Below are 22,205 nucleotides of genomic sequence, written 5' to 3'. Positions count from 1 at the left end.
ACCGGGCCCCGCGCCACGTCCGAATCACGCCCCCCGGGCGGGCAGACGGGCTCCCGACAGTCCCGGAGGCGTCACGGTGGTGGACGGCTTCGCCTGGGGCGCCGCGTCCAGGAACGTCCCCAGGAGCACCCAGCGGCGGGAGTGGGCCTCCGCGCCGCGCCGCGCGAGCAGCGGCGTCGTGTAGTGCCAGAAGGGCAGGCGGTACACGGTGACTCCCCCCACCGTGCTCACACGCGTCATCTCCGAGAGGTGCCCGTCCTTCTCGTAGACGAGGTACTGGTGGTCCACGCCCGGCATCGTGAGGCTCAGGTGCATGTCCACGTAGCCGTCGCGGGCCTCGGCCTCCTCGGGGTGGTGGTCGTTGTGCGGACCGGAGTAGTCCCCGGGCCCGTAGCAGAGCACCTGGATGCCCCAGCCCCGGCGCAGCACCCGGCCGCTGACGGCGGCGGCGAACGCGGCGAACGTGTCCGAGCGCAGCATCTCCGTGAGCCCCACCGCCTCCGCCGCGCGCCACGAGCGCGAGCGCCGGTTCTCCAGCAGCGCCGTGCGCACCCGCACCGTCTTGGGCAGCAGCTCCATGTAGTTCATCGTCATCCCGGAGATGGAGTCATGGGGGATGGGGTCCTCCATGGGCACCACCAGCTCGCGCAGGGCCTTGTCCAGCGCGTCGCGGCAGGCGGCCGCCCGGTCGGCATCCACCACGCCCTGGAGCGCGACGAAGCGGCGGGCCGGGTCCAACAAGGCACCGGACACCGTCTTGTCACGCCCGTCGAGGATGCGACGGCCCTTGGGGGTGAGGAGGTCTGCGAACTCGGAGGGGAAGAGCTTCTTCATGGCGGGGTCCAGGACCACCCGGCTCGACTCGAGCCAGGAGGAGAGGCCCTCGCATACGGCTTCACGCGCCGCTTGTCCTGCGCAAATGCGCGGGCCTCCCTGCTCGCCTGGGCCCTGGCAGACGCATGACATCATGCGTCAGCCTGTCTCGGTGAAACATCCTGCTTCGGGGATTGCGGTCATATTTCAGTGAGGGGACAACCTTTCGAGGCCTGCCTCGATAACCATTTGATTCGCCGAATCCCGGAGACTCCCCCAGGCATGGATTCCATCCGCAACCGTCCTCGCGTTGTCACGTCGAACCCGTCCACGTCCCTCCAGTCGCAAGCGGAAGCGAAGCAGACCGCGGCGCCGGCGAAGGCCAACGCGGTGGGTCACACCCAGCTCAGCTCGTTCGAGGCCAAGGTCGGCACTCCGGGACAGGCGCAGGCCACGCAGCCGCTGCCGGGCGCCTGGCGCGGAGGGCCGGACACCGAGGTGGGCAAGGCCGTGCAGGCCGTCTGGGACCGGATGAAGAACATGCCGGGGGCGGATGTCACCATCAAGGGAGACACCCCGGCGTCGCTGCTGGGCCGCGCCATCCTGGACGGCAAGAAGGTGACGAACGAGCAGATCATCGCGATGTCCAAGGTGACGCTGGAGCAGCTCGCCACCGACCCGAAGGACGTCGAGAAGGTGCTGAAGAAGGTCCCCAACGCGCGGGAGCTTCCGGTGCACAAGTTCACCGTCGCGATGCTGTCCGCGGCGACGGGCGTGGACCCCAAGAAGCTGTCCGAGGCCTGCCCCGACCTGGGCCTGACGGGCGCGCCGGGCACGCCCCTGCTCTACGCGGCCAAGGGCGAGGGCGTGCAGCGCTCCACCGCGCTGCATGACTTCACGGACTACCTGCGGGGCGCGGGCGTGAAGGGCATGAACAAGGCGGTGTGGGGCGTGGAGAGCCGCGTCCTGTCGGCCCTCGTCTCCGTGGTGGGCGGCGGCCGGTACTGAGCGCGGTCCCCGCTGTCTCGCGTCGTTCGTGAAGGGCCGTGTTCCCGAGTGGAACGCGGCCCTTCGCGCATTCAGGCCTCGTCGCGCGGAGGCTCGCCCGAGAGCTTCAGCCGCGCGGACTCCAGTCGCTTCGCGCGAACCTTCCCCGCGACGTCGAGGAGCCGCCGGTCCCGCTCCCAGCGCTCGCGCGTCACGGCATCGACCTGGGCCCAGTGCGGCTCGCATTGCGTGACGGTGTGCTTGACGCGTGCGAGCGCGCCGCCGAGCGCCACATGCGTCGCGGCGGACGACGGGTCCGCCTGGGCCAGTCCCCGCAACATGACGGCCACGGCGAGCAGCTCCTCGCGGAGGGCATCAGGCCAGCCGTGGCGCCGGCCCAGTTGGAGAAGCCACCCGAGCAACGCGAGCTGGACGTGGCAGTCCTCCACGGTGCGGAAGGGCTTGAGGTAGCGCGTGTAGCCGTCGCCCGGGAGCACCTCGTCCGGGGACACGGCGACGTCCTCGAGCCGCAGCTCCGCGTGGGGGACTTCGGGCACGAAGGGCAGCTCGGGGAGCGCCGTGACGCGGACACCCGGACGCTTCGAGTCCAGACACACCATGCGCAGCCGGTTGCGGCCCTGGGCGTCCTGCCCCTCGGAGGCGACCACGAGCAGCAGCTCCGCGGAGGTGCCCAGCGTGACGAAGGTCTTCTCGCCCGTGAGCGTCCAGCCCGAGACCGACGGCGTCAGGCGCGTCTGGATGGCGGAGGGATGGGCGCCGGACGGCTCCGTGGCGCAGAGCGCGGTGGGGCAGTCGGAAGGGAGCATGGGGAACAGGAAGCGATGAGCGGCGTGGTAGCCCGAGGCGAAGGCATACCCGAGCCGGTCCGCGCGGAAGCCTCCCGCGAGCGCCAGGTCCGCGGGCGCGGGGAACCGGGACATGAGCGCCACGTGATGGCTCCACCAGGTCTCGACGGAGTCGAGCTCGGGGGGAGCGGAAGGCTCGGTGAGCAGGAAGGAGAGGATGTCGTTCACGGCGCCACTGTACGCCGAGCCCATCGAGTCCGCGTGGCTACGTACCTCCCCGTAGACGCACCCCCCTCAATCACAATCACCCCAAACACGTTGCCAAAGTCAACGAATTGCAATACCTTCCACATCCAGAACTCCACGACAGACTTGCCTGTGGAATCCCCTGTCGCCCGGTCGCGCCCACATGATTGCCTGAGTCAACAATCTCCCGAGGAGGTCCGCAGCGCCATTCCCATCCATCCCCGCCTTCAGCCCTGCACCCCATTTGACACACATCCACACGTGCTCCCGTCGAGGAGCCGAGGGATTTCCCATGAGCTTCCTGAAGCCGTTGCGTCACATCGCGTGGTCTCTGTTGTTGCTTGTCGTCGCCTGTGGTGGCCCGCTCCCGACCGAAGAGGGCACGCCCGAGGCCGAGGTGGAGCAACTGTCCGTCGCGGAGCCTCCGCCTCCAGAAACCCTGGCTTGCGCAGGGGAAAGGGACCCCTGCATCGCGGAGATCGCCACGTGTGGCGTCCGCTGCTGCAACGAAGACCACAGGCCGTTCCCGAGCACACACTGTGGCAACTGCACTGGCATTGGTGAGGAGTTCTGCCGTTACCGCGGGGGAATCAAGAACCTCCGCTGGACCCGGCAATAGACATCCACGCCCAGGCCTCGGACACCAGCGCAGGGCCCCTTCGCGTTCCGAGCGCGGCGGTGCCCCCAAGCCCCAGGCGGCCCCGGCAAGGCCCCTGCCCTTCCTCGGGCCGGGGCCTTCCTCGGGCGCACACCTTCGCCGGGAGCAACCGTCCCGGCCTCAGCGGACTCCCGCGCGGCGACGCGAGACGAGCCACACAAACAGGGCTCCCACGCGGCCACGCACCAGGACAGCGCGGAACCTCACCCCGCCAGGCGCTTGCGCCCCGCGGTCGACTTCTTGCGCTTCGTGACCTTCGACGCGGACTTCGAACCCTTCGCGGGCTTGGAGCCCTTCACGGGCTTCGACGCCTTCGAGGGCTTCGACCCCGAGCGGGACTTCTTGGACGCGGACGCCTTCTCCCGCGTCACCTTCTTCTTCCCGGACTTCTTCGACGACTTGGGACGGGCGGGGGCCTGCTGCTCCGGCGCGAGAATCGTCCCGCGGCACTTCGCGGCGCCGCAGCGGCACATGTACAGCTCCACCGACTCCGGCCCCATGTCCTCCGTGCGCTCGTAGGCGTAGTCGTAGACCAGCTCCTCCCCGGCCTCCAACGTGCGCAGGGCGAAGACGTAGATGCGCTTCTTGTCGATGAGCGCCTCGCAGTTCGGCTCGCACGAGTGGTTGATGTAGCGCGCCTCGTTGTGGAGGGTGCCGGCGTCGAGCACCGTCTTGCTGTCCAGGTTGAACAGGAAGGTGTGGTGCCGCTCCATCGCTTCGTCGTCGTAGCGGCGGTCCGCCTCTGCCTGGGAGATGCGCTCGCCGACGTACTCGATGATGCGCTCACCCTTGACGATGCGGCGAGTGGCGAAGGCGCCCGTGCCCTGGATGGACGACGGACGAAGCTCGAAGGGAATGGGCTTGAGAGAAGGAGAAAAAGTGGGGGATGTCATGCGGGTATGAGTGGCCCGGAGTTCACGTCGGCCAGGACGCTCCATCAGCGGCGGTGTAGCGTGCACCAGTCGGACTCACGATGAAAGGCGCTCGATGATGCGATGGTGGCTGGTCCTCGGTGCGGTGAACGCATTCCTGGCCGTGGGTGCGGGAGCCTTCGGTGCCCATGGCCTCAAGGCCCGGCTGTCCCCGGACCTCCTCGTCATCTTCGAGACGGGCGCTCGCTACCACATGTATCACTCGCTGGGACTGCTGGCGGTGGGCCTCTTCGGCACCCTGCGCCCCTCCTCGCTCCTGTCCGGCGCGGGGTGGGCCATGCTGGTGGGCATCCTGCTGTTCTCCGGCAGTCTCTACGCGCTCGCGCTCACCGGCGTGAGGACCCTGGGGGCGATTACGCCCCTGGGTGGACTGGGATTCCTCACCGGCTGGGCCCTGTTCGCCCTCGCCGCCTGGCGCGCGGCGCCGTAGCAGCCCTCCCTGGGGGCGTCACTCCCGGATCAACGGCGGCAGCGGATAGGCGCGCTCGAGCTCCAGGTCGCCGCCCCGGAGACCGCAGGCCTCGCGCTGCACCATGAGGCCCCACCGCACCCGCTCCGCCTCCTTGCGCAACTCCCGGTAGCGCCCCAGCCGGGCCGTGCGCTCGGGCCCTCGGGCGGACAGCAGCGCCTGCTCGGCGCCCGCCAGCGCGGCCAGGGCCTGGTCCAGCTTCTCTCCGGTGCGCCGGAGCCCCGCGGCCTTCTCCTTCTGGAACTCGACCTCGATGGGCATCAACGCGAAGACGTTGTCGTTTCGGGCCATGGCCTTCGTGTAACGCCCGCCCGGGCGCGTCCGCACCTGCCCGGATGAGCGAGGCTTCCACCAGCGCACAGCCTGGCTTGCCCTGGAGGGCAGGGCCCGCGAAGTGGCCGTCCCGGGGCCCCCACGCCATCATCCCCTTCCCCACCCCCACCCCCTGGCACCGCCATGCGCGCCCTCCTCCTCGCCCTCGTCGTCACCACGGCCTCGGCCGAGCCCGTGCCCCCCGCCGCGCCCAAGTCCTACCTGCTGCGCCCCGCGCGCGTCTTCGACGGCGTCACGGACACGCCCCATGAAGGCTGGGTGGTGGTGGTGACAGGTGAACGCATCGCCGCCGCCGGCCCTCCGGGGCGCGTGAAGGTCCCCCAGGGCGCGGAGGTCATCGACCTCGCCGGCGCCACGCTGTCGCCCGGCTTCATCGAGGGCCACTCGCACATGTTCCTCCACCCGTACGACGAGGCGGACTGGAACGACCAGGTGCTCAAGGAGGCGCTGGCCCTGCGCGTCGCCCGAGCCACCCAGCACGCACGCGCGACGCTGCTCGCGGGCTTCACCTCCTCGAGAGACCTGGGCACCGAGGGCGCCGCGGACGCCGACGTCGGGCTCAAGCAGGCCATCGACCAGGGCATCATCCCCGGGCCCCGGCTCTTCGTGGTGACGCGGGCGATGGTCGCCACCGGGACGTATGACCCCAAGGGCTTCGCGCCGGAGTGGCGCGTCCCCAAGGGCGCCGAGGAGACCGACGGCCTCGACGGCGTGGTGCGCACGGTGCGAAGCCAGATGGGCCGCGGCGCCGACTGGGTGAAGGTGTACGGCGACTACCGCTGGGGCCCCGCCGGCGAGACGCGGCCCACCTTCTCCCTGGACGAGATGAAGCGCATCGTCGACACGGCGCGCGACGGCGCCCGTCCCGTCGCCGTCCACGCGAGCACGCCGGAGGGCATGCGCCGCGCGGTGCTCGCGGGCGCGGACACCATCGAGCACGGCGATGCCGGCACGCCCGAGGTCTTCCGCCTCATGGCCCAGCGGGGCGTCTTCCTCTGCGCCACGCTCGCGGCGGAGGAGGCGGTGCTTCGCTACCAGGGCTGGAAGAAGGGCGTGGACCCGGAGCCCGCGTCCCTCAAGTCCAAGCGGGCCTCCTTCCGCGCGGCGCTCGCGGCGGGGGTGCCCATGTGCATGGGCGGGGACTCCGGCGTCTTCACGCACGGGGACAACGGGCAGGAGATGGAGCTGATGGTGGAGTACGGCATGACGCCCGCGCAGGTGCTCCGCTCGGCGACGTCCGGCAACGCGAAGATGCTCCGGCGCGAGGACCGGCTGGGCCAGGTGAAGGCGGGGATGTTCGCCGACCTGGTCGCCATGGAAGGAGACCCCACCCAGGACATCTCCGCCGTGCGCCGCATCCGCTGGGTGATGAAGAACGGGACGCCCTACCCTCGCTGAATCAGGAGCCGCGCGCCACGGGCAAGGCAGACAACGCCCGCGCGCCCGGCACGGGCTCCACACCGGCCTCCCGCGCGCGCGGGACTCGAGCGCGCCACACCTCGCGCAACAACAGGAAGCCCGCGGCCAGCAGGACGCCGTTGCGGGTGAGGATGAGCAGCGTCTGCACCCCGCCCGCCCCCACCCGGTAGCCCTGCCCGATGAAGGTGCCTCGCGACATCATGCCCGCCGCGAGGATGAGCAGGGGCACCGTGGGTGAGCCGGACAGGAGCGACAGCGCGGCCAGCGCCATGACCCAGGTGAGGAACTGGGGGCTGAGCACCGGGTTGAGGATGATGAAGGCCAGCAGCGGCACCAACGCCAGCCGGGCCAGCTCCCCCACGTGCTCGGCGGGCCGGTGACGCGCGGCCCAGGCGCCCAGGGCCGTCGCGGTCAACGTGCCCAGTACCCACAGCCACCGCATCAGGGCCTTCGCGTTCTCCGCCACGGTGCCATGGAGCTCGTAGGCCGCGGGCGCCTTCAGCCAGATGACGCCCTGCGCCCACCCCAGGTGATGCGCCGCCCAGACGAGCGAGGCCGGGAGCGACTCCACCTGGAGCCCCCGGTTCACGTGGAAGGACGCGAAGCCCCACCAGGGCCACACGGTGCTCAGGGCCAGCAGCGGCGCCACGCCCAGCGCCAGCCCCAGCGACAGCCTGCCCAGCGTGCCACGCCGCCAGCAGATGACGACCAGCAGCGGAACCAGCACCACGGGGTACAGCTTCGTCACCACGCCGACGGCGAGCGCCAGGCCCGCCAGCAGGTCGCGGCGCCGAGCCACCGCCAGCAGCGCCGCCAGCGTCAGGGCCGCGGGGATGAGGTCATAGCGCTTGAGGTAGTAGACCGAGGCGACCCACGTCGTCACCGAGTAGGCGATGCACGGCACCATCGACCGCCCCGCGCGCCCCCACAGCCGCGCGCCTTCGTGCAGCAGCGCCCACTTGATGAACGCGTCGAGCACCACGAGCTGAAGGCCGAACACACGAACGAAGCCGTCCGTCGTGTCGCGCAGCCACGCGGCGGGGACGAACCACAGCAGCGCGTACGGTGGATACTCGAAGCGGAAGTCCTGGTTGGGCGTGGCCCCCGCGAGGAGCGACCGTGCCGACCGGAAGTAGAGCTCCAGGTCTCCAATCCGCGGCGAGAACGCATACGCGAGCGCGGGCACCACACCGACGACGAAGACCAGCCAGTGCCAGGGACCGAGTCGCGGGACAGTCGAGGAGCCGACGGAAGGACAGGAGGTGGGCACGAGGACCTACTCTGTCCAATACCTGTCACTGTTGTCTCTGGGTAAAGTGAGACAGCCCCCTCGGCCCAGCCCCGCACCGAGGTGCCGATTCACCCAGGCCACTACACGGTTGCAGCCGCAACTTGCGTCCAGAGACGCTCGACGTCCGCGCGGGCACACAGGTCCGTGCCCTGGGAGAGCAGGGCCGCGGTGCCGCAGGCGATGCCCCACCGGAGCGCCTCATCATGGGGCTTGCCCCGGGCCAGGGACAGCGTCATTCCCGCGACGAAACTGTCACCGGCGCCCACCGAGCTGTGGGTCTCCACGGGGGGCGGCGAGGCGCGCAGCTGGAGGTCTCGCGTGGTGAGCAAGGCACCGTCGGCGCCCATGGACACGGCCAGCACCTCCGCCCTCCCCCGCGCCACCAGCTCCCGGGCCGCGGCGGCCTGCCCAGCGAAGTCCTCGCCCTTCATGCCCGTGAGCTCACACAGCTCGCGGCGGTTGGGCTTGGCCAGGAACACCCCTTCCTCCAGCGCGGCGGCGAGCGGGGCGCCGCTGGTGTCCACCACCACGCGCACGCCGCGCTGCTTCGCCATCCGGGCGACGCGGGCGTAGAAGTCCTCGGGGACACCCTGGGGGAGGCTGCCGCTGGCGACGATGAACGAGGCGCCCTGGGCCAGCTCCTCCACGGTGGAGAGGCAGCGGCGCCACTCGGGCTCGGTGAGCACGGGGCCGGGGAGGATGAAGCGGTACTCCCGGGCGCTCGAGCCCTCCGCGACAGTGAAGCTCTCGCGGGTGGCGCCGGCCACGGGGATGGAGCGCCGCAGCAGGCCCTTCTCCTCGAGCAGCTCCTCCAGCAAGAGGCCGGTGGCGCCGCCGCGCGTGTAGACGGCGATGGACTCGCCTCCGAGCTCGCGCACCACACGCGCCACGTTGATGCCCCCACCGCCCGGGTCCCTGCGCACGGCGCCACAGCGGAGCTTGTGCTCGGGAGTCACCTCCGGCACCGACGTCGCGACGTCGATGGCGGGGTTGAGCGTCAGCGTGACGATGTGAGCCATGTGCGGGGTCTCCAGTGGGGGCTTCAAGCAGCGCGGCCCGCGGAGAGTGCCCCACCCGACGCGCCCCCGCCAAGCACCCAGGCGTTGCCATCCACGGGCGACTGGGGCAGATGCTCGGGCATGACCGCCTCACGGGGACCCACGCGAGAGGAGCTCGACGCCGCGACGGGCCGCTCGATGCCGGACATCATCGCGCGGGACTTGCGCGTGCTCTTCTGCGGCATCAATCCCAGCCTCTACTCGGTGGTGGTGGGCCACCACTTCGCGAGGCCCGGCAACCGCTTCTGGCCCACGCTGCACCTCTCGGGCTTCACCGCGCGACAGTTGAGGCCCTCGGAGCAGGACGAGCTCCTGGGGCGGGGCTTGGGCATCACCAACTTCGTCGACCGGGCCACCGCGACGGCGGACCTGCTCGACAACGACGAGCTGAAGCAAGGGGCGCGCGCGCTCGAGGCCAAGGTGCGCCGCTACAAGCCCCGCGTCCTCGCGGTGCTGGGCATGGGCGCCTACCGCACCGCCTTCGCGCGACCCAAGGCCGGCCTGGGGCCCCAACCCGAGACCCTGGGCCCCTCGCGCCTCTGGGTCCTCCCCAATCCCAGCGGGCTCAATGCCCACTACCAACTGAAGGACCTGGCGCGCCTCTTCGCCCAGCTGAGGAGCGCGGTCGACGAGCGCTGAGGCCAGGCCGCGGCGGACTCGAGGCCCGCGCCCCCGCGCGAGCCGCGTGCCTTCCGCCCGCGTCAGGGAAGCAGTCCGGCCTCACGAGCGAACGTCGCGACCACCGGCTGGACGCGAGGGAACGCCGCGGCGTTGCAGGCCAGCAGTCCGCGCACGTTCTGGAGCTCGGAGCCGTCGTAGCGATACGGCGTCCCGCCGAGGTCCGTGAGGATGCCTCCCGCCGAGCGCAGCACCGCCTCCGGCGCGCAGTTGTCCCAGCGGTAGCTCTTGGGGCTGACGTGGAGGTAGAGGTCCGCGGCGGCCTCGGCGAGGAGGCCACACTTGACGCCCACCGAGCCGGACTCGCGCTCCTGGGTGATTCCCAGCCGCGCGACCACCTGGTCCGTCAGCTTCGCGCGATGCGAGCGGGACACCACCAGCCGCAACGCCGAGGGCTCCGCCACGTCCGACACCCGCAGCGCCCGCCGCTCGCCCGCCGCCTCCACGAAGCCCCCCTGCCCCACCACGCCCGAGTACAACAGGTCCCCCACCGGGCGATACACCACACCCACCACGGGCTGACCGCCCACGGCCAGGCCGATGTGGATGGCGAACTCCCCGTTGCGATGGACGAACTCCTGCGTGCCGTCGAGCGGGTCGACGAACCAGCACCGCTCGAAGCGGCTGGCGGCCGAGTTGTCGTCGGACTCCTCGGCGACCACGCCGTCGCCCGGAAAGGCGCGGTGCAGCGCCTCCACGATGAGCGCGTTGGCGCGCGTGTCCGCCTCGGTGACGGGCCCCATGCCCCCCGCCTTGTTCTCCACCGCGAAGGGCGTGGCGTAGACCTGCAACAGGAGGGCGCCTGCTTCACGGGCGATGCGGCGGGCGGTGTCGAGCTCGGTGCCGAAGGAAGTCATATGGCGGGACAGTCTGCCCCCGATGGCGCGTTCCTGGGAGGACAAGCACGGGCCTGCCTGGGGCAGACCGCCCCACGCGGGGCGAAATGCCCCACCGGCTCGAGCCTTCTCCCTGGGCGGACGCGTGGCGCGTGTTCTGCACTGCATGAAGCGAACCGTGAGCCCCGGGAGCTGCTCCCGTGCGCGCCACAGCGAGGACCATCCGACATGATGAAGGTGCTACTGGCGGGATTGATGCTGCTGTTCGGAGGCATGCTCGCCTACGGAGGCGGGCGGATGCTGTACCGCGCCCATGAGAGCCAGCAATGGCCCACCACCGAGGGCACCGTGGTCTCCTCCAGCGTGGAGACGCAGCACGGCCGGCGCAGCACCCGCTTCCACCCCGAGGTGCGCTACACGTACTCGGTCGCCGGGCACCCCTACACGGCGAACACCATCTCCTTCGGAGGCAATGACTCCGGCGCGCTGATGGACGCGCAGCGCCTGACGCAGCGGTACGCCTCCGGGACGAAGCTGCCGGTGCATTACGAGCCGACGGACCCCGCCGTGACGTGTGTCGAGTGTGGGGGCGCGGGCGCCTCCAGCTATGTCGTGATGCTGGGCGGGCTGGCCGTCGCGGGAATCTCGGGCGCGGGCATGGTGGACATGCTGCGCTCGGACCTCCGCGAGCGCCGCCGCCTCAAGCGTCAATCGTTCGCTCGTTAGCCCCGTCCTCGTCCACCACTCCACACGGCCTCGAACAGGCGAGCAGGCTTGCTCGGGCTGTGTGACGCTGGGTCTCCCCCTTCTGGAGACCTCGCATGACCGTCACCCTTCGCCCCGCCAAGCCCTCGGACGAACCCGCCCTGGGGCGCATGGGCGCGGCGCTCGCCCGGCTCCACCACGGCTTCGATGGCCCGCGCTTCATGGTGCCCGAGGACGTCGAAGCGGGCTTCCGGGAGTGGCTGGGGCGCGAGGCCCTCGAGCCGGACGCCATCGTGCTGGTGGCCGAGCTGGAGGGTGAGGTGGTGGGCTATGCCTATGGCCGGGTGGAGCCCATGGACTGGAACGCCCTCCTGGACCGGGCGGGTGCGTTCCATGACCTGTGGGTGGACGCGAAGGCCCGAGGCACCGGTGTGGGCGCGCAGCTCGCCGAGGAGCTGATGCGCCGGCTGACGGCGCTGGGCGTCCCGCGAGTCGTGCTGCACGCCGCCGCGAAGAACGAATCCGCGCAGCGCATGTTCGCGCGGCTGGGCTGGCGTCCCACCATGGTGGAGATGACGCGCGAGGCGGCGCCCGCCCCGAAGAAGTCCTGACCCGGCCGACTGTCCCGAGCCATGCACGGACATCACCCTGGAGAGTGAGAGTGCTCACCCTCCAGCGAGGACGGCGTGTGCGACGCCATTCGCTGGTCATTGACGGAAGTGCGAACCTCCGCGTTCTTCCCTGGCCTGAAATGAAATGAAGCCGCTCGGCCTGACTTGTCATTGAGCAAGCCGGGACGTCACCTTGGCGGCGTCAGTTTTCCGGGGAGCTGTGTATGACGAAGGTACGAGGACGTGGAGTCCTGGGTGCGGTGGTGCTGTGCCTGACAATGGGCGCCTGTACGGAGTCGGAAGCGCCCAGGGACGGGAAGGAACCCGCGCCGGACCAGGCCCCGGCGGGCATGGCCGGCACGCATCAGGTGGTGGCGACTGACAGGGATTTGGTGCCCACCTTCGTCAAGGGGGCGCTGGGCCCCGCGCCCACGGGCCGCGACGCCCTTCGAGGGCTCCGGCCGGAGTCGCTCGCGCCGACCCTGGCGAAGGTGGCGACCCTCTTCCGGGTGTCCCCTGAGCAACTGTTCCTGAAGAAGGCCTATGTGGGCTTCGATGGAGACACGCACTTCCGCTTCGGCGTGCGCATCAACGACGTGGAGGTCATGGGCGCGGAGCTGCGGCTCCATGCGAGGAATGGACAGGTCTTCGCCGCGAACGGAGACGCGCGAGGGGACCTGCTCGCCCCCGAGGGCGCCTCGCTGAGCGAGGGCCTGGCGCAGACGACGGCGCTGTCGGACCGGGGGACGCCTCCTGGGGCGACAGTCTCGGGTACGCCCGTGCTCGTGTACTGGCGCGAGGGGGGACAGCTCCTGCTTGCCTATCGGCTGCGCATCGTCGGGGAGACCGAGGAAGGTGCTCCGGTGGATGACACGGTGCTCATCAACGCACGCACGGGGGACCTGTTCGAGCGGTTCACGAACATCCACTCGGCGCTGTCGCGTCGAATCCATGACGGGGAGAACACGAACGACCTCCCGGGTGTGCTGGCGCGCACGGATGCGCCGGTCGCGGACCCCATCGTCAACGCGGCGTACGACAACGTGGGTGCTGTCTATGCTTGCTACAACGAGCTGTTCGGCCGGGACTCGTTCGACAACGAGGGTGGAGCCCTGGTCGCCACGGTGCATCATCGGGTCAGCTATGTGAATGCCTTCTGGAATGGCGAGCAGATGGTGTTCGGCGATGGCGATGGGGTGACGGCGAGCAACCTGGCGGAGAGCCTGGACGTCACGGCGCACGAGCTGACGCACGCGGTGACGGACTACGAATCGCAGCTCATCTACTCGGGGGAGTCGGGAGGGCTGAACGAGTCGATGTCGGACATCTTCGGGGCGGTGTGTGAGTGGCACTTCCAGGGTCGGACCCTCGACGAAGGGACGTTCCTGGTGGGCGAGGATGTCTGGACGCCGGGGGTCGCGGACGATGCGCTCCGCTACATGATGAATCCGACGCTGGATGGGGATTCGTTGGATGACTATCCGGACTACAGCTCCGGGGTGGATGTCCACTACAGCTCGGGCATCTCGAACCTGGCGTTCTACCTGTTGGCGCAGGGAGGGACGCACCCGCGCTTCCCGACGCGGACGGCGGTGGTGGGCATCGGCATGGAGAAGGCAGCGCGCATCTTCTACAAGGCGAACGCGGACATCCTGACGCCGACGTCGACGTTCGAGGCCGCGAAGGTCGCGACGGAGCAGGCGGCGCAGCAGTTGGGTTACGACGCGGCGACCATCGAGTCCGTCTCCAATGCGTGGAAGGCAGTGCAGGTGGGCATCGTCATCCTCCCGCCGCACCGGGTGCTCGAGAGAGGGGTTCCCCTGCCCTTCACGGGCAGCCGAGGCTCGAAGGAGTTCGCGATGGGAGAGGTGCCCGAGGGGGCGACGGACCTGCGCTTCACGATGTCTGGGGGTTCGGGTGACGCGGACATGTACGTGCGGTACGGGCAGGTGCCGACGAACGGGGTGTATGACTGCCGTCCTTACCGGTCCGGGAACAACGAGGAGTGCCTCTTCCCGACGCCCGCGGCGGGCAAGTGGTACGCGATGGTGAATGCGTTCACGGACTACTCCGAGGCGTCGGTGGTGATGAGCTATCGGGGAGGGTTCTTCCCGTTGGAGCCGGGCGTCAGGGTGGATGGGTTGTCGGGGGCGACGAATGACTCAAACGGCTTCTTCGTGGAGATTCCGGAGACGATGCACCCGGGGAAGCACACCGTCACGGTGCGGGTCCAGGGGGGAACGGGCAACGTGGACCTCTACGTGCGAAAGGGGGCCATTCCCACGCATAGCGAGTACGACTGCCGGAGCATGAAGGCTGGCAACAACGAGCGCTGTGAGTTGAAGGGGGTCACCCCGGGCAAGGTCTACGTCTGGCTTTACGGGGCGAAGGGAGGCTACTCCGACGTGGCGCTCATCGTGACGTACCGCTGAGGCGGGAGCGGCGACGTCCAGGCGGCGGGTTCGATTCCCGCCGCCTCCACAGAGTGAAGCCCAGTAATCCTCACGGGTTCCTGGGCTTTTGTTTGCCCGCTTGGCTTCATGTGTCCTCAGTGTGCCCTACGGCGTCTCGGGGCGGTTCGAGGTGGCGGTGAGGCGCGGGCTGGTCGAGCTGCTGCACCGCGCATTCCCAGGCTCCCGGTGGAGACAACCTTCAAGAAGCGCGGGTCTTCGAACCAGCCGCGCGCGAAGAAGCGCGGGATTGGAGGGCCGCGCATCGACGCTCGAGGTGCCGAAAACTGGCGGCAGGGGAGCATTGAGCCATGCTGGGCGGCAGAAGTGGACGAGATGAGCGACCTGGGTGAAGGCCAGACCGCCGGACAAATGGAGTCGCCACCTCTCCGCGACAGGCGGCAACAAGAGGCGCCCGTGCCGCGAAAGCGTCCACCCAGAGGCCCGGGTGCACGAGCTTCGAGAGCGAGAGTGTTGTCATTGCGGGGAATTGTTCTGGCTCTTTCGAAGGTGCGACAGGGAACATGCCTACTGTCACGATAGGTGCCGCACTCTGGCCCGCAGAAAGCAGTGGCGTAAAGCGAGCCGCGCCTACCGGACGAGCCTCAGCCCTTCCGAGGTGCGTCGTGACACTGCGGCCCGCAAAGCAGCGCAACGCGCACGGCAGCGAGAGAGGGCGCGACAAACTCGGTATTGTCCACGGCGGGAACCCCTCAGCGCCCCTGCCAGGGGGAGACCGTCTCGGTTGGTTTCTACTAGGAGCTGCCCTCTTTCCCGCTCAGCCCTGCTCGCCGACTACACACTTATAGGGACACGACCCGAATGGATGCCACACCTGCCTGCTTCTCGCTAAACCGCGATGCTGATGGAAACGTCATGCTCGTGCTGAACGGCGAGACATTCAATTTGGGCGACTACGATGCTGCGTCCGCCGAAATGCAGCGATTTCTCAGCGCCTGCTCGTCCAGCGCAGATCCCACGATTGCAGGAAAAACCGTATCACAGTGGGAACGGGATTGGACGAACCGCAGACCATTGACCGACAACTTCTCTGATCTAAGAGAATCGGTGGGCGTGTACCGCGCTTGGTTTGAGGGCAGCATCGTCTACATCGGACGCGCGACAGAGTGGTCGAATGGCGGTTTCCGGAAGCGGCTTCGTGACTATACGCGTCAGGGCGATGGTAATCGCCAGAGCCCGGCTGGCCAGCTAATGTATCTCAATCGCGAAGTGATTACGATCAATGTGCTAGTCACAGGACGTGACAGAGACGCTGCCTTCGCAGCACACCACCTTGAGACTATTCTCATTGCCAAGTACAATCCGCCGTGGAACATTCACGGCATTGACGCAGAGGGGAGATAATGGGCTCTGTGTCCAGTTCTGAGCCTTTTCCACCTCTTCGGCCTCTACATGGGCTGCCCCCGCCTTCGCGTGACTGTTCGCCGTATCCCATCCTGATTCGGAACTGACTCGAGCTCCCCAAGCAGTGGTCAACGAGAGCGGCATCACACTCAAGGTAGTGAATCGCTCGGACAAGGACAACCCGCCCTGCGCCAGGCGCTTTTTTCTCCGAGACCAACGCCTGTACCGCACCGGATTGTTGAGACACCAGGTTGGCAGTAATCAGGCCGCCGGCTTCACCTGCATCAACTCTCGCCGGGCCTGACTCGGTGAGAGGAAGTTGTGGCGCTCCAGCAGCCAGTGCTCGTTGTACCGGCGGCCCCACTCCAGCAGGGCTCGCCTTAGAGCCTATTTCGGTAGGCGGCCCTCTCGCCTGCCCGAAATAGGAATAGACAGTCAGGAACGGGTGTCCCCAATAGGCTCTGAGTCGCGAGCGGAAAGCTCGTCGTGAAACGAGGCCTGAATCTACCTGCTAGCTTTGAAGTCCTTAAATGCATTTCTAAAGGACCCTAGCAATCGATCCAGCACTGGTGAGCCAGGCGTGACCTGATGCTCCCAGCCTCTTCGATGACTCGTGAGCAAGCGCTCCGCAGATTGCGATGAGGTGTTTACAACAAAAAACCGCCCAGGTGCTTGAATATCCCCGATCAGTCCCATGAATGCACGAGCAAGCCCTAGAGGGATGTCAGACGCGTAGAACTTGCACTCCACAGCAAGAACCACTTTGGAACATCTAGGGGAGACGCTGTTTGCTCTACACAGATCCGCTTCGCTCCGATACAGAACTGCGACATCACATTCATGCAAAACCCTGGATCGACCAGCCACGCGAACGCCAACATGCGCCTCCAGCGGAGGCTTGCCTGGGAAACTCAAAACGGCATGTCCATAGGGTTGGGCCGTTGAGAAGATATACCCAGGGCTCGTTCTGAAAACCAAGACTGTTGGCATGTCTCCATGAATATTCTCAAATGCTATCATTGCTCCTTCGCTACCCGCAGCGCGCAGAATGAGTGAAAAAATGTAGGCTTCGAAGACGTCGGAATGGGCGTCGGCGGTCGTCAGGCTGGGCTTGATGGATCCTAGTGCTAGCGCGATGTCTGAGAGTAAGGCTTGCCTAATTGGCATCTATCGCCTCCTTAAGCTCCTTTAGGAATTTTTTGGTTTGTTCCAGCACCGTAATCCGTCCGTGGCTGTCATCTCGGATCAATCGCATCGTTTCTCCCTGCTCTTCAGGGCGAAACTCTAGCTTTTGAACGTAAGGCAGGTTCCTGAGTGTTTCTTGTTCCATCTCTGCCGCTGCGATGATTGCCTGCTCGATGGATGTGGCAAGTAGCCTGAGTCGCTCCTTCGGAAGATATTCCATTCTTTTTGTCATTGCGACACGGCTTTTCCGCGGCCTTACTTTCGACCCCGGGCGTCGTGAAGAAGAAAGATCTGTTGAGGGCGAATTCACTTCGGATTCGATGATCGTTTCCTCAAGCCTGCCTAGTCTAATCTGATCTTCGATTTGTCGTACCACCCATGACCATCCCAAGTCAGAGATGATCATAGTGAGCTTTTGGTAAACGTCTTCAGCTTCTGCGTTGTTCATGGTGGGCTAGGAATAAGTTGGGGCGGTGCGAATAGAGTGGTGCTGAAATCAAGCCGATGAGGTCTGTACCAGCATGGCTATCCTGCGATGTCGCGTCGCGCGCTAGCGCGAACAGGGGGATTATAGCAGCGATGGCAACCTTGTGGCTTGGCCTCAGCCCATTCTCCGTCATGTAGATTGGGCGGCGGAAAGGACTCCGAGACGGCCCGTCGCTCCTGAACGCCTGTGTCGTAGGAACTATCCTTGGTCGCCTGTTCCGTAACCGTCCGGTCAGTGACGTGGCGTGAGCGATTGAAGACGGACGGAGGCCTTTCTCGGCGGGCACCGCGACCGCGGGATGTTCAAGGACTGGGCTGGAGGTGTGACCCGGGAGGGTCTGTGGTCTGCCGCCGCTCCCACTCATGGGGCAGCAACTCGTTGATGCGCGAGTTGGGATGCGTCTGGACGCGGAGCAGGACGTCGGCCAGGTACGTCTCGGGATTGACTCCGTTGGCCTCGCAGGTAGCCACCAGTGCGTAGAGGCTCGCGAGATTCTCTCCCGCGGCCTCATGCCTGGAGGCGAGCGAACAGGGCCACGCGTATCGCGCACGCGGCCGCAGGCCCTTGGATGCCCGCCGGGGTCGATGCAGAAGCCACAGTTCGCGGTAGGAAGGGTTGGGCTACGCTGCTCTCCGACTGCGCCTTCCGGCCCTGGCTGCACCAGCGATACTCCGAATGAGTGGACGTTACCATCAACTGCGGGAGGCCCTTTGGCCAAAGACAAAATGGAAGCATTGCAGGCCGAGCTTGAGAATGAGTTTCGAATCGTCTCGCATGCGATGAAGCGGATCAAAGGACTCCTCGCTCAGCATGCAGATGGCAAGACGCTGAAAGGCGATGAACTGGTGGGCTGGCTCGGCGAGGTCTATGGCAAGCTGCTTCTGGATGGAGTGCTTGTGGCTGATCAAGAGGAGCACGATTTCGTCGCGTCGGACGGGAGCCGGGTTTCCGTGAAGGCTCGAAAAGGAAAGAACTGGAAGAGGTCAGGAGCAATCCCCAAGATCGACGGCCCAGACTGTCCCACGCACCTCATGTTTGTGAGGCTCGGAGATGACTATCTCATCAAGGGCATATGGATTCATGAGTGGACTGAGCTTCACAAATCAGGGCGTTTTGTAAGCCATATTGTGCGCGGAGTGCATCGCTCGTTTGTCTTCGAGGTAAACGAAGGCAAGGACCTTGCGAAGCGTATTTATCCGCAGGGATGAGGTGCGTCCCCAAACAGGAGAGAAGGAACCAAGCGTGGCGACTGAAGCGCTTCACGAAGGACTCGACCATGCCGTTGCTCTCCGAGAGCAGGCTGGCGTGGTTCGGATGAAAAGCCCCGGGCTGGCGCCGAATTCGCGCGTCTCGAGTGCGGTGTAGGGAGGTCAAGGCCTGATGGCGGCTGTCGCTCACGACATCCGTGGGCGGAGCATGAGTTGTTCCATGGTGGGGCAGCGCTGACTGCTGGTGACATTGGCGGGCAAGCCGCCAACGACTGACTTCTTCTGGCAATGTCTATCAGGCTGCCTCGATGACTTCCGCCGCGCAAGCTGACGCACGACCACACGAGGCCACGCGCACCTGGCACGCAGCCCCGGTGCCCGACCTACTGCTCGGAGTTCTCCTCCCAGGACGCGTTGACATCCTCGACGGGCCCGGAGGACATCAGCTCCTCCTCGCCGCCCTCGGACAGCGAGGGCTGGCACGAACCCGGCTGATGGTATTGGTCCTCCCAGATTCCGCAATTGATGATGCGCGTGGTCCAGGGCACGGCACACGTGGTGTTACATGCCTCGAGCTCCCAACAGATTTCGTCGCAGTCCGGCGGCAGCGCCGAAGCAGACAGCGGCGACAGCACCAGCGCAGCGACACCCGCGAACAGCGACTTCGAGATGAGCTTCATGAGGTCTCCACGACAGGACTCCAGGTTGAGCAAGCCATGCCACGTCACAGCGGTACGACTATCCTGCTGGAAACGAGAAACATCAAAGGCAGTCAGACCGGGTCAGTCACCACTCCCCACGACGGCACGGAGTAACGCCAGACACCGTGGTTCGAACACTCACCTTCGAAGGTCCCTCGCGGCGCTCGGCCCCGGATCTGATGAAAGGGCGCACCATGACAGATTGCGGTAATTCAACGCGCCCGTTGGGAACTTCGTCATGCGGATATGGGAACCTCAAAAACGGTCCAGCCACACCGCATGCAACCCAGGTCCCCTTGTCCAACAGAGGAGTGACATTGCCCCCCCTCGCTGATGCCAGACTCGGGAGGCAGCCTGCCAGGAGCGATGCCCCCGCTCACGCACGCGCCCCAGCCCAGAGAGCACCGGGGCCCCACCCGCGCTACCACATCGTGGGGACGCCCTCTGTGAGGGCCACGAACTCGCTCAAGGGCTTGCGCCGGAAGTCCCGCCCGTTGGTCGAATCCGCCAGTTCCTCGGGGGACGCGACCACCAGTCTCCCCCGGGAGTCCATCGCCATGGCGGCCAGCGAGCGCTCCACCGGCTCCAGGGTGTTGCCCTTCAAGCGCAGCAGCCCGGAGGCCGCTCCCGCCACCAGGACCTCGTCCCGGAACTTCGTCACGTTCACCACCATCCCCGGCGACTCGACCACTTCAGACCAGCCGTAGACCGAGCCCTCCATCATCCCGTTGCCACCACAGGCATACAGCTCGTCCTGACTCTCGACGTGGATGCCTGTCAGCATCGCGCGCGTGAAGGAAGGCACCGTGTGCCAGCGCGAGCCATCCCACCGGGAGATGAGCCCCTTGCGCCCCACCGCGTAGACGAACTCGGGCGACACACCGTGGACCTGGATGACCTCGCCAGGAGACGGGATGAGCTCCCAGGAGCGACCGTCCCACCGGAACATCCCCTCCTCGTCCTTGTCCTCGCGCGGGCCCCACGTCAGGACGAACCGGTCATCCACCCCCCAGACCCCCATGGCCACGAGCGGCAGCTCCTGGAACTCCCACTGCGGCGCCCGAGGGTCCTTGCCCGGAGAGACGTGAATCCCACCCCGCTCGCTGCCGCCCTCGGAGACGTAGACCCTTCCCGAGGGCGAGCGCCAGAGGCCCGTCAGCCACCCCACCTGGGACTTGAGCGCATGCATCCTCCCATCCGAGACCTGCACCACCCACGACTCCGCGTGGTCCTCCACCCAGGGCTTGCCATCCCAGCGGTCCGCCAGGATGTGACAGTCGTCGAGCGAGGGACCGCTGACCCTCCGGAACGCATGCGCCAGACTCATCCCTCACCTCGCCTCTCGTGAACCCCGCCCTGGAACGCGCCGCTCAGCCCGCTTGGAGTCGGATGTGGATATCGAACTGGGAGACCTCGGGATGCGCCTGCTTCAAGGCGTCGAGGCACCCCTGCACCAGCTCCTGGAGCTCGTCGTCGCCCTCGCTGAAGGCCCGTCCGTACGAGAACGTATACATGATGGTGTTGGGCAGCTTCGGGTGCGGCAGTGCCCGAAAGAAATGCAACCGAGCGGAGCTCGCGTCGTTCGGGTCGAGCTCGTCATCCGGCGTGAAGAAGTCGTTCTTGCGGATATGGCTCTTCAGGAAGGTCTGCGCAGTGCTCGCAACGGCTTCGATGGTCATCGTTCCTCCAGACGTCCTCTGCAACTCGTTACCTTCAGGCACGCCCCACGGTGTTGGGCGCCCCCGCGCCAGGCACTCCGCGAAGCCTTGCACCTTGCTCCGCCAGGCACCGCGAGGAGCGGAAGAGGTTCGCATCGCGTGATGCTTCCATCAAGTTCCCCATGGCCTCCCTCGCCTCGGGTGTTCCTTGTTGTGCGGCCTGGTGCGCGGCGGTGGCGGTCATGACCTGCTGATCCAGGTGCGCCTGGTACTGGTCCTGGAGCGACGCGCTCGAGGACGGGTCCCCCTGGAAGCTGGCCGGAGGGATGCTGTTCTCGACGTTCTCTTCCATCGAGTCGGCGACCGACTGCTTCATCTGCGCTTCGGCCTTCTTGCGCCAGCTGTTGATGCACTCGGCCGCGGTCTGCCCATCGACGACCTCTCCAGGAGCACACGTCGGAGAGGTCACCTGCCCGAGTCCAGAGCCGGAGGCGCCGCCGGGAGCGCCCCCACTCGACGCGGATCCTCCCGCGCCAGCCCCGCTGGTCGCGCCCCCGCCAGGTGGCTGGTTCTGCGCGGCCTCCTCCGCCGCGCGCCACTTCTCCTGGTGGTCGTCCAGATAGACCTGGGTGCGTGCATCCTCGTCACGCTGACGGTCGGCCTCGGGATAGCTCCGCGTCGGCAGCCCGTTCGCCTGGTTGTACCGACGCTGTCGCCGCGCGTCGGCGTTCTCATATCGGGTGATGACGCCATGCTCGTGCTGGGCATCACTCGCCAGGCCCTGCATCGGCACCGAAGGCGCCCCGCCCTCGGTGTAGCCATCCACCAGGTTGCGACAGGGGTCACCCCGCGCATCGCGGTTCAGGCCATCCGAGGACCTTCCCCCCTCCCGGAAGTTCGAGTCGCGAACCAGGTGCCCCGACTGACATTGGGACAGGTACCTGTCTCCCGCGGTGGGCGGCTCGAGCGCGGTTCCCCTCCGCGGGCTGGGACCATTCGCGAATCCCTGGGCCCGCTCCGCGTCCGATGCATTGTCCCACTGACTGCACCTGCTCCTCGCCTTGGAGCAGACCTTGTCCACCTTGGAGTAGGAGCCGAACCAATCCGGGTTCAGCTTGGCGTTGATGAGCAGCGCCTGGCAGTTCGCGGAGAAGAAGCTGCTACCACCCGCTTCCAAGTAGAGGAGCGTCGTGTGCGGCGGAGGCGTCGGCGCGTTACCTGCCATCAGATGAGCTCCTGCACGGAAGATGCGGCTGCTCGCCGCGAACCCTCACCCACGCCTCCCCCGCCCCAGACCCTCCTCCGATTC

At 67.1% G+C, this 22,205-nt stretch carries 21 protein-coding genes and 1 pseudogene; 9 read left to right on the top strand and 13 right to left on the bottom strand.

Annotation, left to right across the window (positions count from 1 at the left end; all coding sequences use genetic code 11):
* Window positions 1–24: 24 nt before the first annotated feature.
* Complete coding sequence (locus MYSTI_RS13665; RefSeq protein WP_015348347.1) at window positions 25–834, bottom strand: hypothetical protein; 810 nt, start codon at window positions 832–834, stop codon at window positions 25–27.
* Window positions 835–1,095: 261 nt separating this feature from the next.
* On the opposite strand from MYSTI_RS13665, the gene MYSTI_RS13660 reads away from it, so the two are divergent.
* Window positions 1,096–1,821: a hypothetical protein gene (locus MYSTI_RS13660; RefSeq protein WP_015348346.1), complete on the top strand. Its 726-nt coding sequence runs from the start codon at window positions 1,096–1,098 to the stop codon at window positions 1,819–1,821.
* A gap of 71 nt (window positions 1,822–1,892) precedes the next feature.
* Here the strand turns inward: MYSTI_RS13660 and MYSTI_RS13655 are convergent, their stop codons facing one another.
* Together MYSTI_RS13655 and MYSTI_RS13650 are read right to left on the bottom strand one after the other, a co-directional pair.
* Entirely contained in the window at window positions 1,893–2,834 is a 942-nt protein-coding gene (locus MYSTI_RS13655; protein ID WP_044283618.1) for an acyl-CoA dehydrogenase family protein, read from the bottom strand.
* Window positions 2,835–3,713: 879 nt separating this feature from the next.
* Window positions 3,714–4,403 carry an SET domain-containing protein gene (locus tag MYSTI_RS13650; protein WP_015348343.1) on the bottom strand — a complete coding sequence of 230 codons (690 nt, stop codon included), beginning with the start codon at window positions 4,401–4,403 and terminating at the stop codon, window positions 3,714–3,716.
* Window positions 4,404–4,497: 94 nt separating this feature from the next.
* Here MYSTI_RS13650 and MYSTI_RS13645 point away from each other — a divergent pair, with 94 nt between their 5' ends.
* Window positions 4,498–4,872, top strand: coding sequence for a DUF423 domain-containing protein (locus MYSTI_RS13645; RefSeq protein ID WP_015348342.1), 375 nt, complete (start codon window positions 4,498–4,500; stop codon window positions 4,870–4,872).
* An 18-nt stretch (window positions 4,873–4,890) separates the two neighbouring features.
* Here the strand turns inward: MYSTI_RS13645 and MYSTI_RS13640 are convergent, their stop codons facing one another.
* Window positions 4,891–5,202 (bottom strand): hypothetical protein, encoded by a 312-nt coding sequence (locus MYSTI_RS13640; RefSeq protein WP_015348341.1) that lies wholly within the window; start codon window positions 5,200–5,202, stop codon window positions 4,891–4,893.
* A 165-nt stretch (window positions 5,203–5,367) separates the two neighbouring features.
* Here MYSTI_RS13640 and MYSTI_RS13635 point away from each other — a divergent pair, with 165 nt between their 5' ends.
* Window positions 5,368–6,642, top strand: a complete 1,275-nt coding sequence (locus MYSTI_RS13635; RefSeq protein WP_015348340.1) for a metal-dependent hydrolase family protein — start codon at window positions 5,368–5,370, stop codon at window positions 6,640–6,642.
* Window position 6,643: 1 nt separating this feature from the next.
* Here MYSTI_RS13635 and MYSTI_RS13630 read toward each other — a convergent pair whose 3' ends face one another.
* Both MYSTI_RS13630 and MYSTI_RS13625 read right to left on the bottom strand, forming a co-directional pair.
* On the bottom strand, window positions 6,644–7,933 hold the full coding sequence (locus MYSTI_RS13630; protein WP_015348339.1) for a glycosyltransferase 87 family protein: 1,290 nt from the start codon (window positions 7,931–7,933) through the stop codon (window positions 6,644–6,646).
* 101 nt (window positions 7,934–8,034) lie between these two features.
* Window positions 8,035–8,973 carry a 1-phosphofructokinase family hexose kinase gene (locus MYSTI_RS13625; RefSeq protein WP_015348338.1) on the bottom strand — a complete coding sequence of 313 codons (939 nt, stop codon included), beginning with the start codon at window positions 8,971–8,973 and terminating at the stop codon, window positions 8,035–8,037.
* A 120-nt stretch (window positions 8,974–9,093) separates the two neighbouring features.
* Between MYSTI_RS13625 and mug the strand changes: the two genes are divergently transcribed.
* Window positions 9,094–9,651 (top strand): G/U mismatch-specific DNA glycosylase, encoded by a 558-nt coding sequence (mug, locus tag MYSTI_RS13620; protein WP_015348337.1) that lies wholly within the window; start codon window positions 9,094–9,096, stop codon window positions 9,649–9,651.
* A 62-nt stretch (window positions 9,652–9,713) separates the two neighbouring features.
* On the opposite strand, the gene MYSTI_RS13615 is transcribed toward mug, so the two are convergent.
* The gene (locus tag MYSTI_RS13615) at window positions 9,714–10,547 is read right to left on the bottom strand and encodes a 3'(2'),5'-bisphosphate nucleotidase CysQ family protein (protein WP_015348336.1); all 834 of its coding nucleotides are present in this window, start codon (window positions 10,545–10,547) and stop codon (window positions 9,714–9,716) included.
* Between the two features lie 207 nt (window positions 10,548–10,754).
* On the opposite strand from MYSTI_RS13615, the gene MYSTI_RS13610 reads away from it, so the two are divergent.
* The 4 genes from MYSTI_RS13610 (at window position 10,755) to MYSTI_RS43065 (ending at window position 15,657) form a co-directional block, all read left to right on the top strand.
* The gene (locus MYSTI_RS13610; RefSeq protein WP_015348335.1) at window positions 10,755–11,252 is read left to right on the top strand and encodes a DUF3592 domain-containing protein; all 498 of its coding nucleotides are present in this window, start codon (window positions 10,755–10,757) and stop codon (window positions 11,250–11,252) included.
* Between the two features lie 95 nt (window positions 11,253–11,347).
* A complete protein-coding gene (locus MYSTI_RS13605) occupies window positions 11,348–11,842 on the top strand; it encodes a GNAT family N-acetyltransferase (RefSeq protein WP_015348334.1) in 495 nt (164 codons plus the stop codon).
* A 224-nt stretch (window positions 11,843–12,066) separates the two neighbouring features.
* Window positions 12,067–14,274: a M4 family metallopeptidase gene (locus tag MYSTI_RS13600; protein WP_015348333.1), complete on the top strand. Its 2,208-nt coding sequence runs from the start codon at window positions 12,067–12,069 to the stop codon at window positions 14,272–14,274.
* An 894-nt stretch (window positions 14,275–15,168) separates the two neighbouring features.
* Window positions 15,169–15,657 carry a GIY-YIG nuclease family protein gene (locus MYSTI_RS43065; protein ID WP_144370078.1) on the top strand — a complete coding sequence of 163 codons (489 nt, stop codon included), beginning with the start codon at window positions 15,169–15,171 and terminating at the stop codon, window positions 15,655–15,657.
* Between the two features lie 1,156 nt (window positions 15,658–16,813).
* Here the strand turns inward: MYSTI_RS43065 and MYSTI_RS43060 are convergent.
* Entirely contained in the window at window positions 16,814–17,290 is a 477-nt protein-coding gene (locus MYSTI_RS43060) for a hypothetical protein (protein ID WP_144370077.1), read from the bottom strand.
* A 341-nt stretch (window positions 17,291–17,631) separates the two neighbouring features.
* Window positions 17,632–17,838 (bottom strand): annotated as a pseudogene (locus MYSTI_RS13595) (transposase domain-containing protein); the annotation flags it as partial.
* A 201-nt stretch (window positions 17,839–18,039) separates the two neighbouring features.
* Here MYSTI_RS13595 and MYSTI_RS43055 point away from each other — a divergent pair.
* Entirely contained in the window at window positions 18,040–18,537 is a 498-nt protein-coding gene (locus MYSTI_RS43055; protein WP_144370076.1) for a hypothetical protein, read from the top strand.
* Between the two features lie 383 nt (window positions 18,538–18,920).
* Here MYSTI_RS43055 and MYSTI_RS13585 read toward each other — a convergent pair whose 3' ends face one another.
* The 4 genes from MYSTI_RS13585 to MYSTI_RS13570 form a co-directional block, all read right to left on the bottom strand.
* The gene (locus tag MYSTI_RS13585) at window positions 18,921–19,217 is read right to left on the bottom strand and encodes a hypothetical protein (protein ID WP_015348331.1); all 297 of its coding nucleotides are present in this window, start codon (window positions 19,215–19,217) and stop codon (window positions 18,921–18,923) included.
* A gap of 442 nt (window positions 19,218–19,659) precedes the next feature.
* The gene (locus MYSTI_RS13580; RefSeq protein ID WP_015348330.1) at window positions 19,660–20,565 is read right to left on the bottom strand and encodes a beta propeller repeat protein; all 906 of its coding nucleotides are present in this window, start codon (window positions 20,563–20,565) and stop codon (window positions 19,660–19,662) included.
* Between the two features lie 43 nt (window positions 20,566–20,608).
* Entirely contained in the window at window positions 20,609–20,917 is a 309-nt protein-coding gene (locus MYSTI_RS13575; protein WP_015348329.1) for a hypothetical protein, read from the bottom strand.
* Window positions 20,918–20,951: 34 nt separating this feature from the next.
* On the bottom strand, window positions 20,952–22,121 hold the full coding sequence (locus MYSTI_RS13570; RefSeq protein WP_015348328.1) for a hypothetical protein: 1,170 nt from the start codon (window positions 22,119–22,121) through the stop codon (window positions 20,952–20,954).
* Window positions 22,122–22,205 lie beyond the last annotated feature (84 nt).

Origin of the sequence: Myxococcus stipitatus DSM 14675 (assembly GCF_000331735.1) — a bacterium.
Taxonomy (GTDB): Bacteria; Myxococcota; Myxococcia; order Myxococcales; family Myxococcaceae; genus Myxococcus; species Myxococcus stipitatus.
This window is presented reverse-complemented; position numbering and strand designations above follow the sequence as displayed.

Coding starts and splice junctions, on each gene's coding strand:
- MYSTI_RS13610 (WP_015348335.1), top strand. CDS start 10,755: ATGATGAAGGTGCTACTGGCGGGATTGATGCTGCTGTTCGGAGGCATG.
- MYSTI_RS43065 (WP_144370078.1), top strand. CDS start 15,169: ATGCTCGTGCTGAACGGCGAGACATTCAATTTGGGCGACTACGATGCT.
- MYSTI_RS13660 (WP_015348346.1), top strand. CDS start 1,096: ATGGATTCCATCCGCAACCGTCCTCGCGTTGTCACGTCGAACCCGTCC.
- MYSTI_RS13665 (WP_015348347.1), bottom strand. CDS start 834: ATGAAGAAGCTCTTCCCCTCCGAGTTCGCAGACCTCCTCACCCCCAAG.
- MYSTI_RS13635 (WP_015348340.1), top strand. CDS start 5,368: ATGCGCGCCCTCCTCCTCGCCCTCGTCGTCACCACGGCCTCGGCCGAG.
- MYSTI_RS13600 (WP_015348333.1), top strand. CDS start 12,067: ATGACGAAGGTACGAGGACGTGGAGTCCTGGGTGCGGTGGTGCTGTGC.
- MYSTI_RS13645 (WP_015348342.1), top strand. CDS start 4,498: ATGATGCGATGGTGGCTGGTCCTCGGTGCGGTGAACGCATTCCTGGCC.
- MYSTI_RS13650 (WP_015348343.1), bottom strand. CDS start 4,403: ATGACATCCCCCACTTTTTCTCCTTCTCTCAAGCCCATTCCCTTCGAG.
- MYSTI_RS13605 (WP_015348334.1), top strand. CDS start 11,348: ATGACCGTCACCCTTCGCCCCGCCAAGCCCTCGGACGAACCCGCCCTG.
- MYSTI_RS13625 (WP_015348338.1), bottom strand. CDS start 8,973: ATGGCTCACATCGTCACGCTGACGCTCAACCCCGCCATCGACGTCGCG.
- MYSTI_RS13580 (WP_015348330.1), bottom strand. CDS start 20,565: ATGAGTCTGGCGCATGCGTTCCGGAGGGTCAGCGGTCCCTCGCTCGAC.
- MYSTI_RS13615 (WP_015348336.1), bottom strand. CDS start 10,547: ATGACTTCCTTCGGCACCGAGCTCGACACCGCCCGCCGCATCGCCCGT.
- MYSTI_RS13570 (WP_015348328.1), bottom strand. CDS start 22,121: ATGGCAGGTAACGCGCCGACGCCTCCGCCGCACACGACGCTCCTCTAC.
- MYSTI_RS43060 (WP_144370077.1), bottom strand. CDS start 17,290: ATGAACAACGCAGAAGCTGAAGACGTTTACCAAAAGCTCACTATGATC.
- MYSTI_RS13575 (WP_015348329.1), bottom strand. CDS start 20,917: ATGACCATCGAAGCCGTTGCGAGCACTGCGCAGACCTTCCTGAAGAGC.
- mug (WP_015348337.1), top strand. CDS start 9,094: ATGACCGCCTCACGGGGACCCACGCGAGAGGAGCTCGACGCCGCGACG.
- MYSTI_RS13585 (WP_015348331.1), bottom strand. CDS start 19,217: ATGAAGCTCATCTCGAAGTCGCTGTTCGCGGGTGTCGCTGCGCTGGTG.
- MYSTI_RS13640 (WP_015348341.1), bottom strand. CDS start 5,202: ATGGCCCGAAACGACAACGTCTTCGCGTTGATGCCCATCGAGGTCGAG.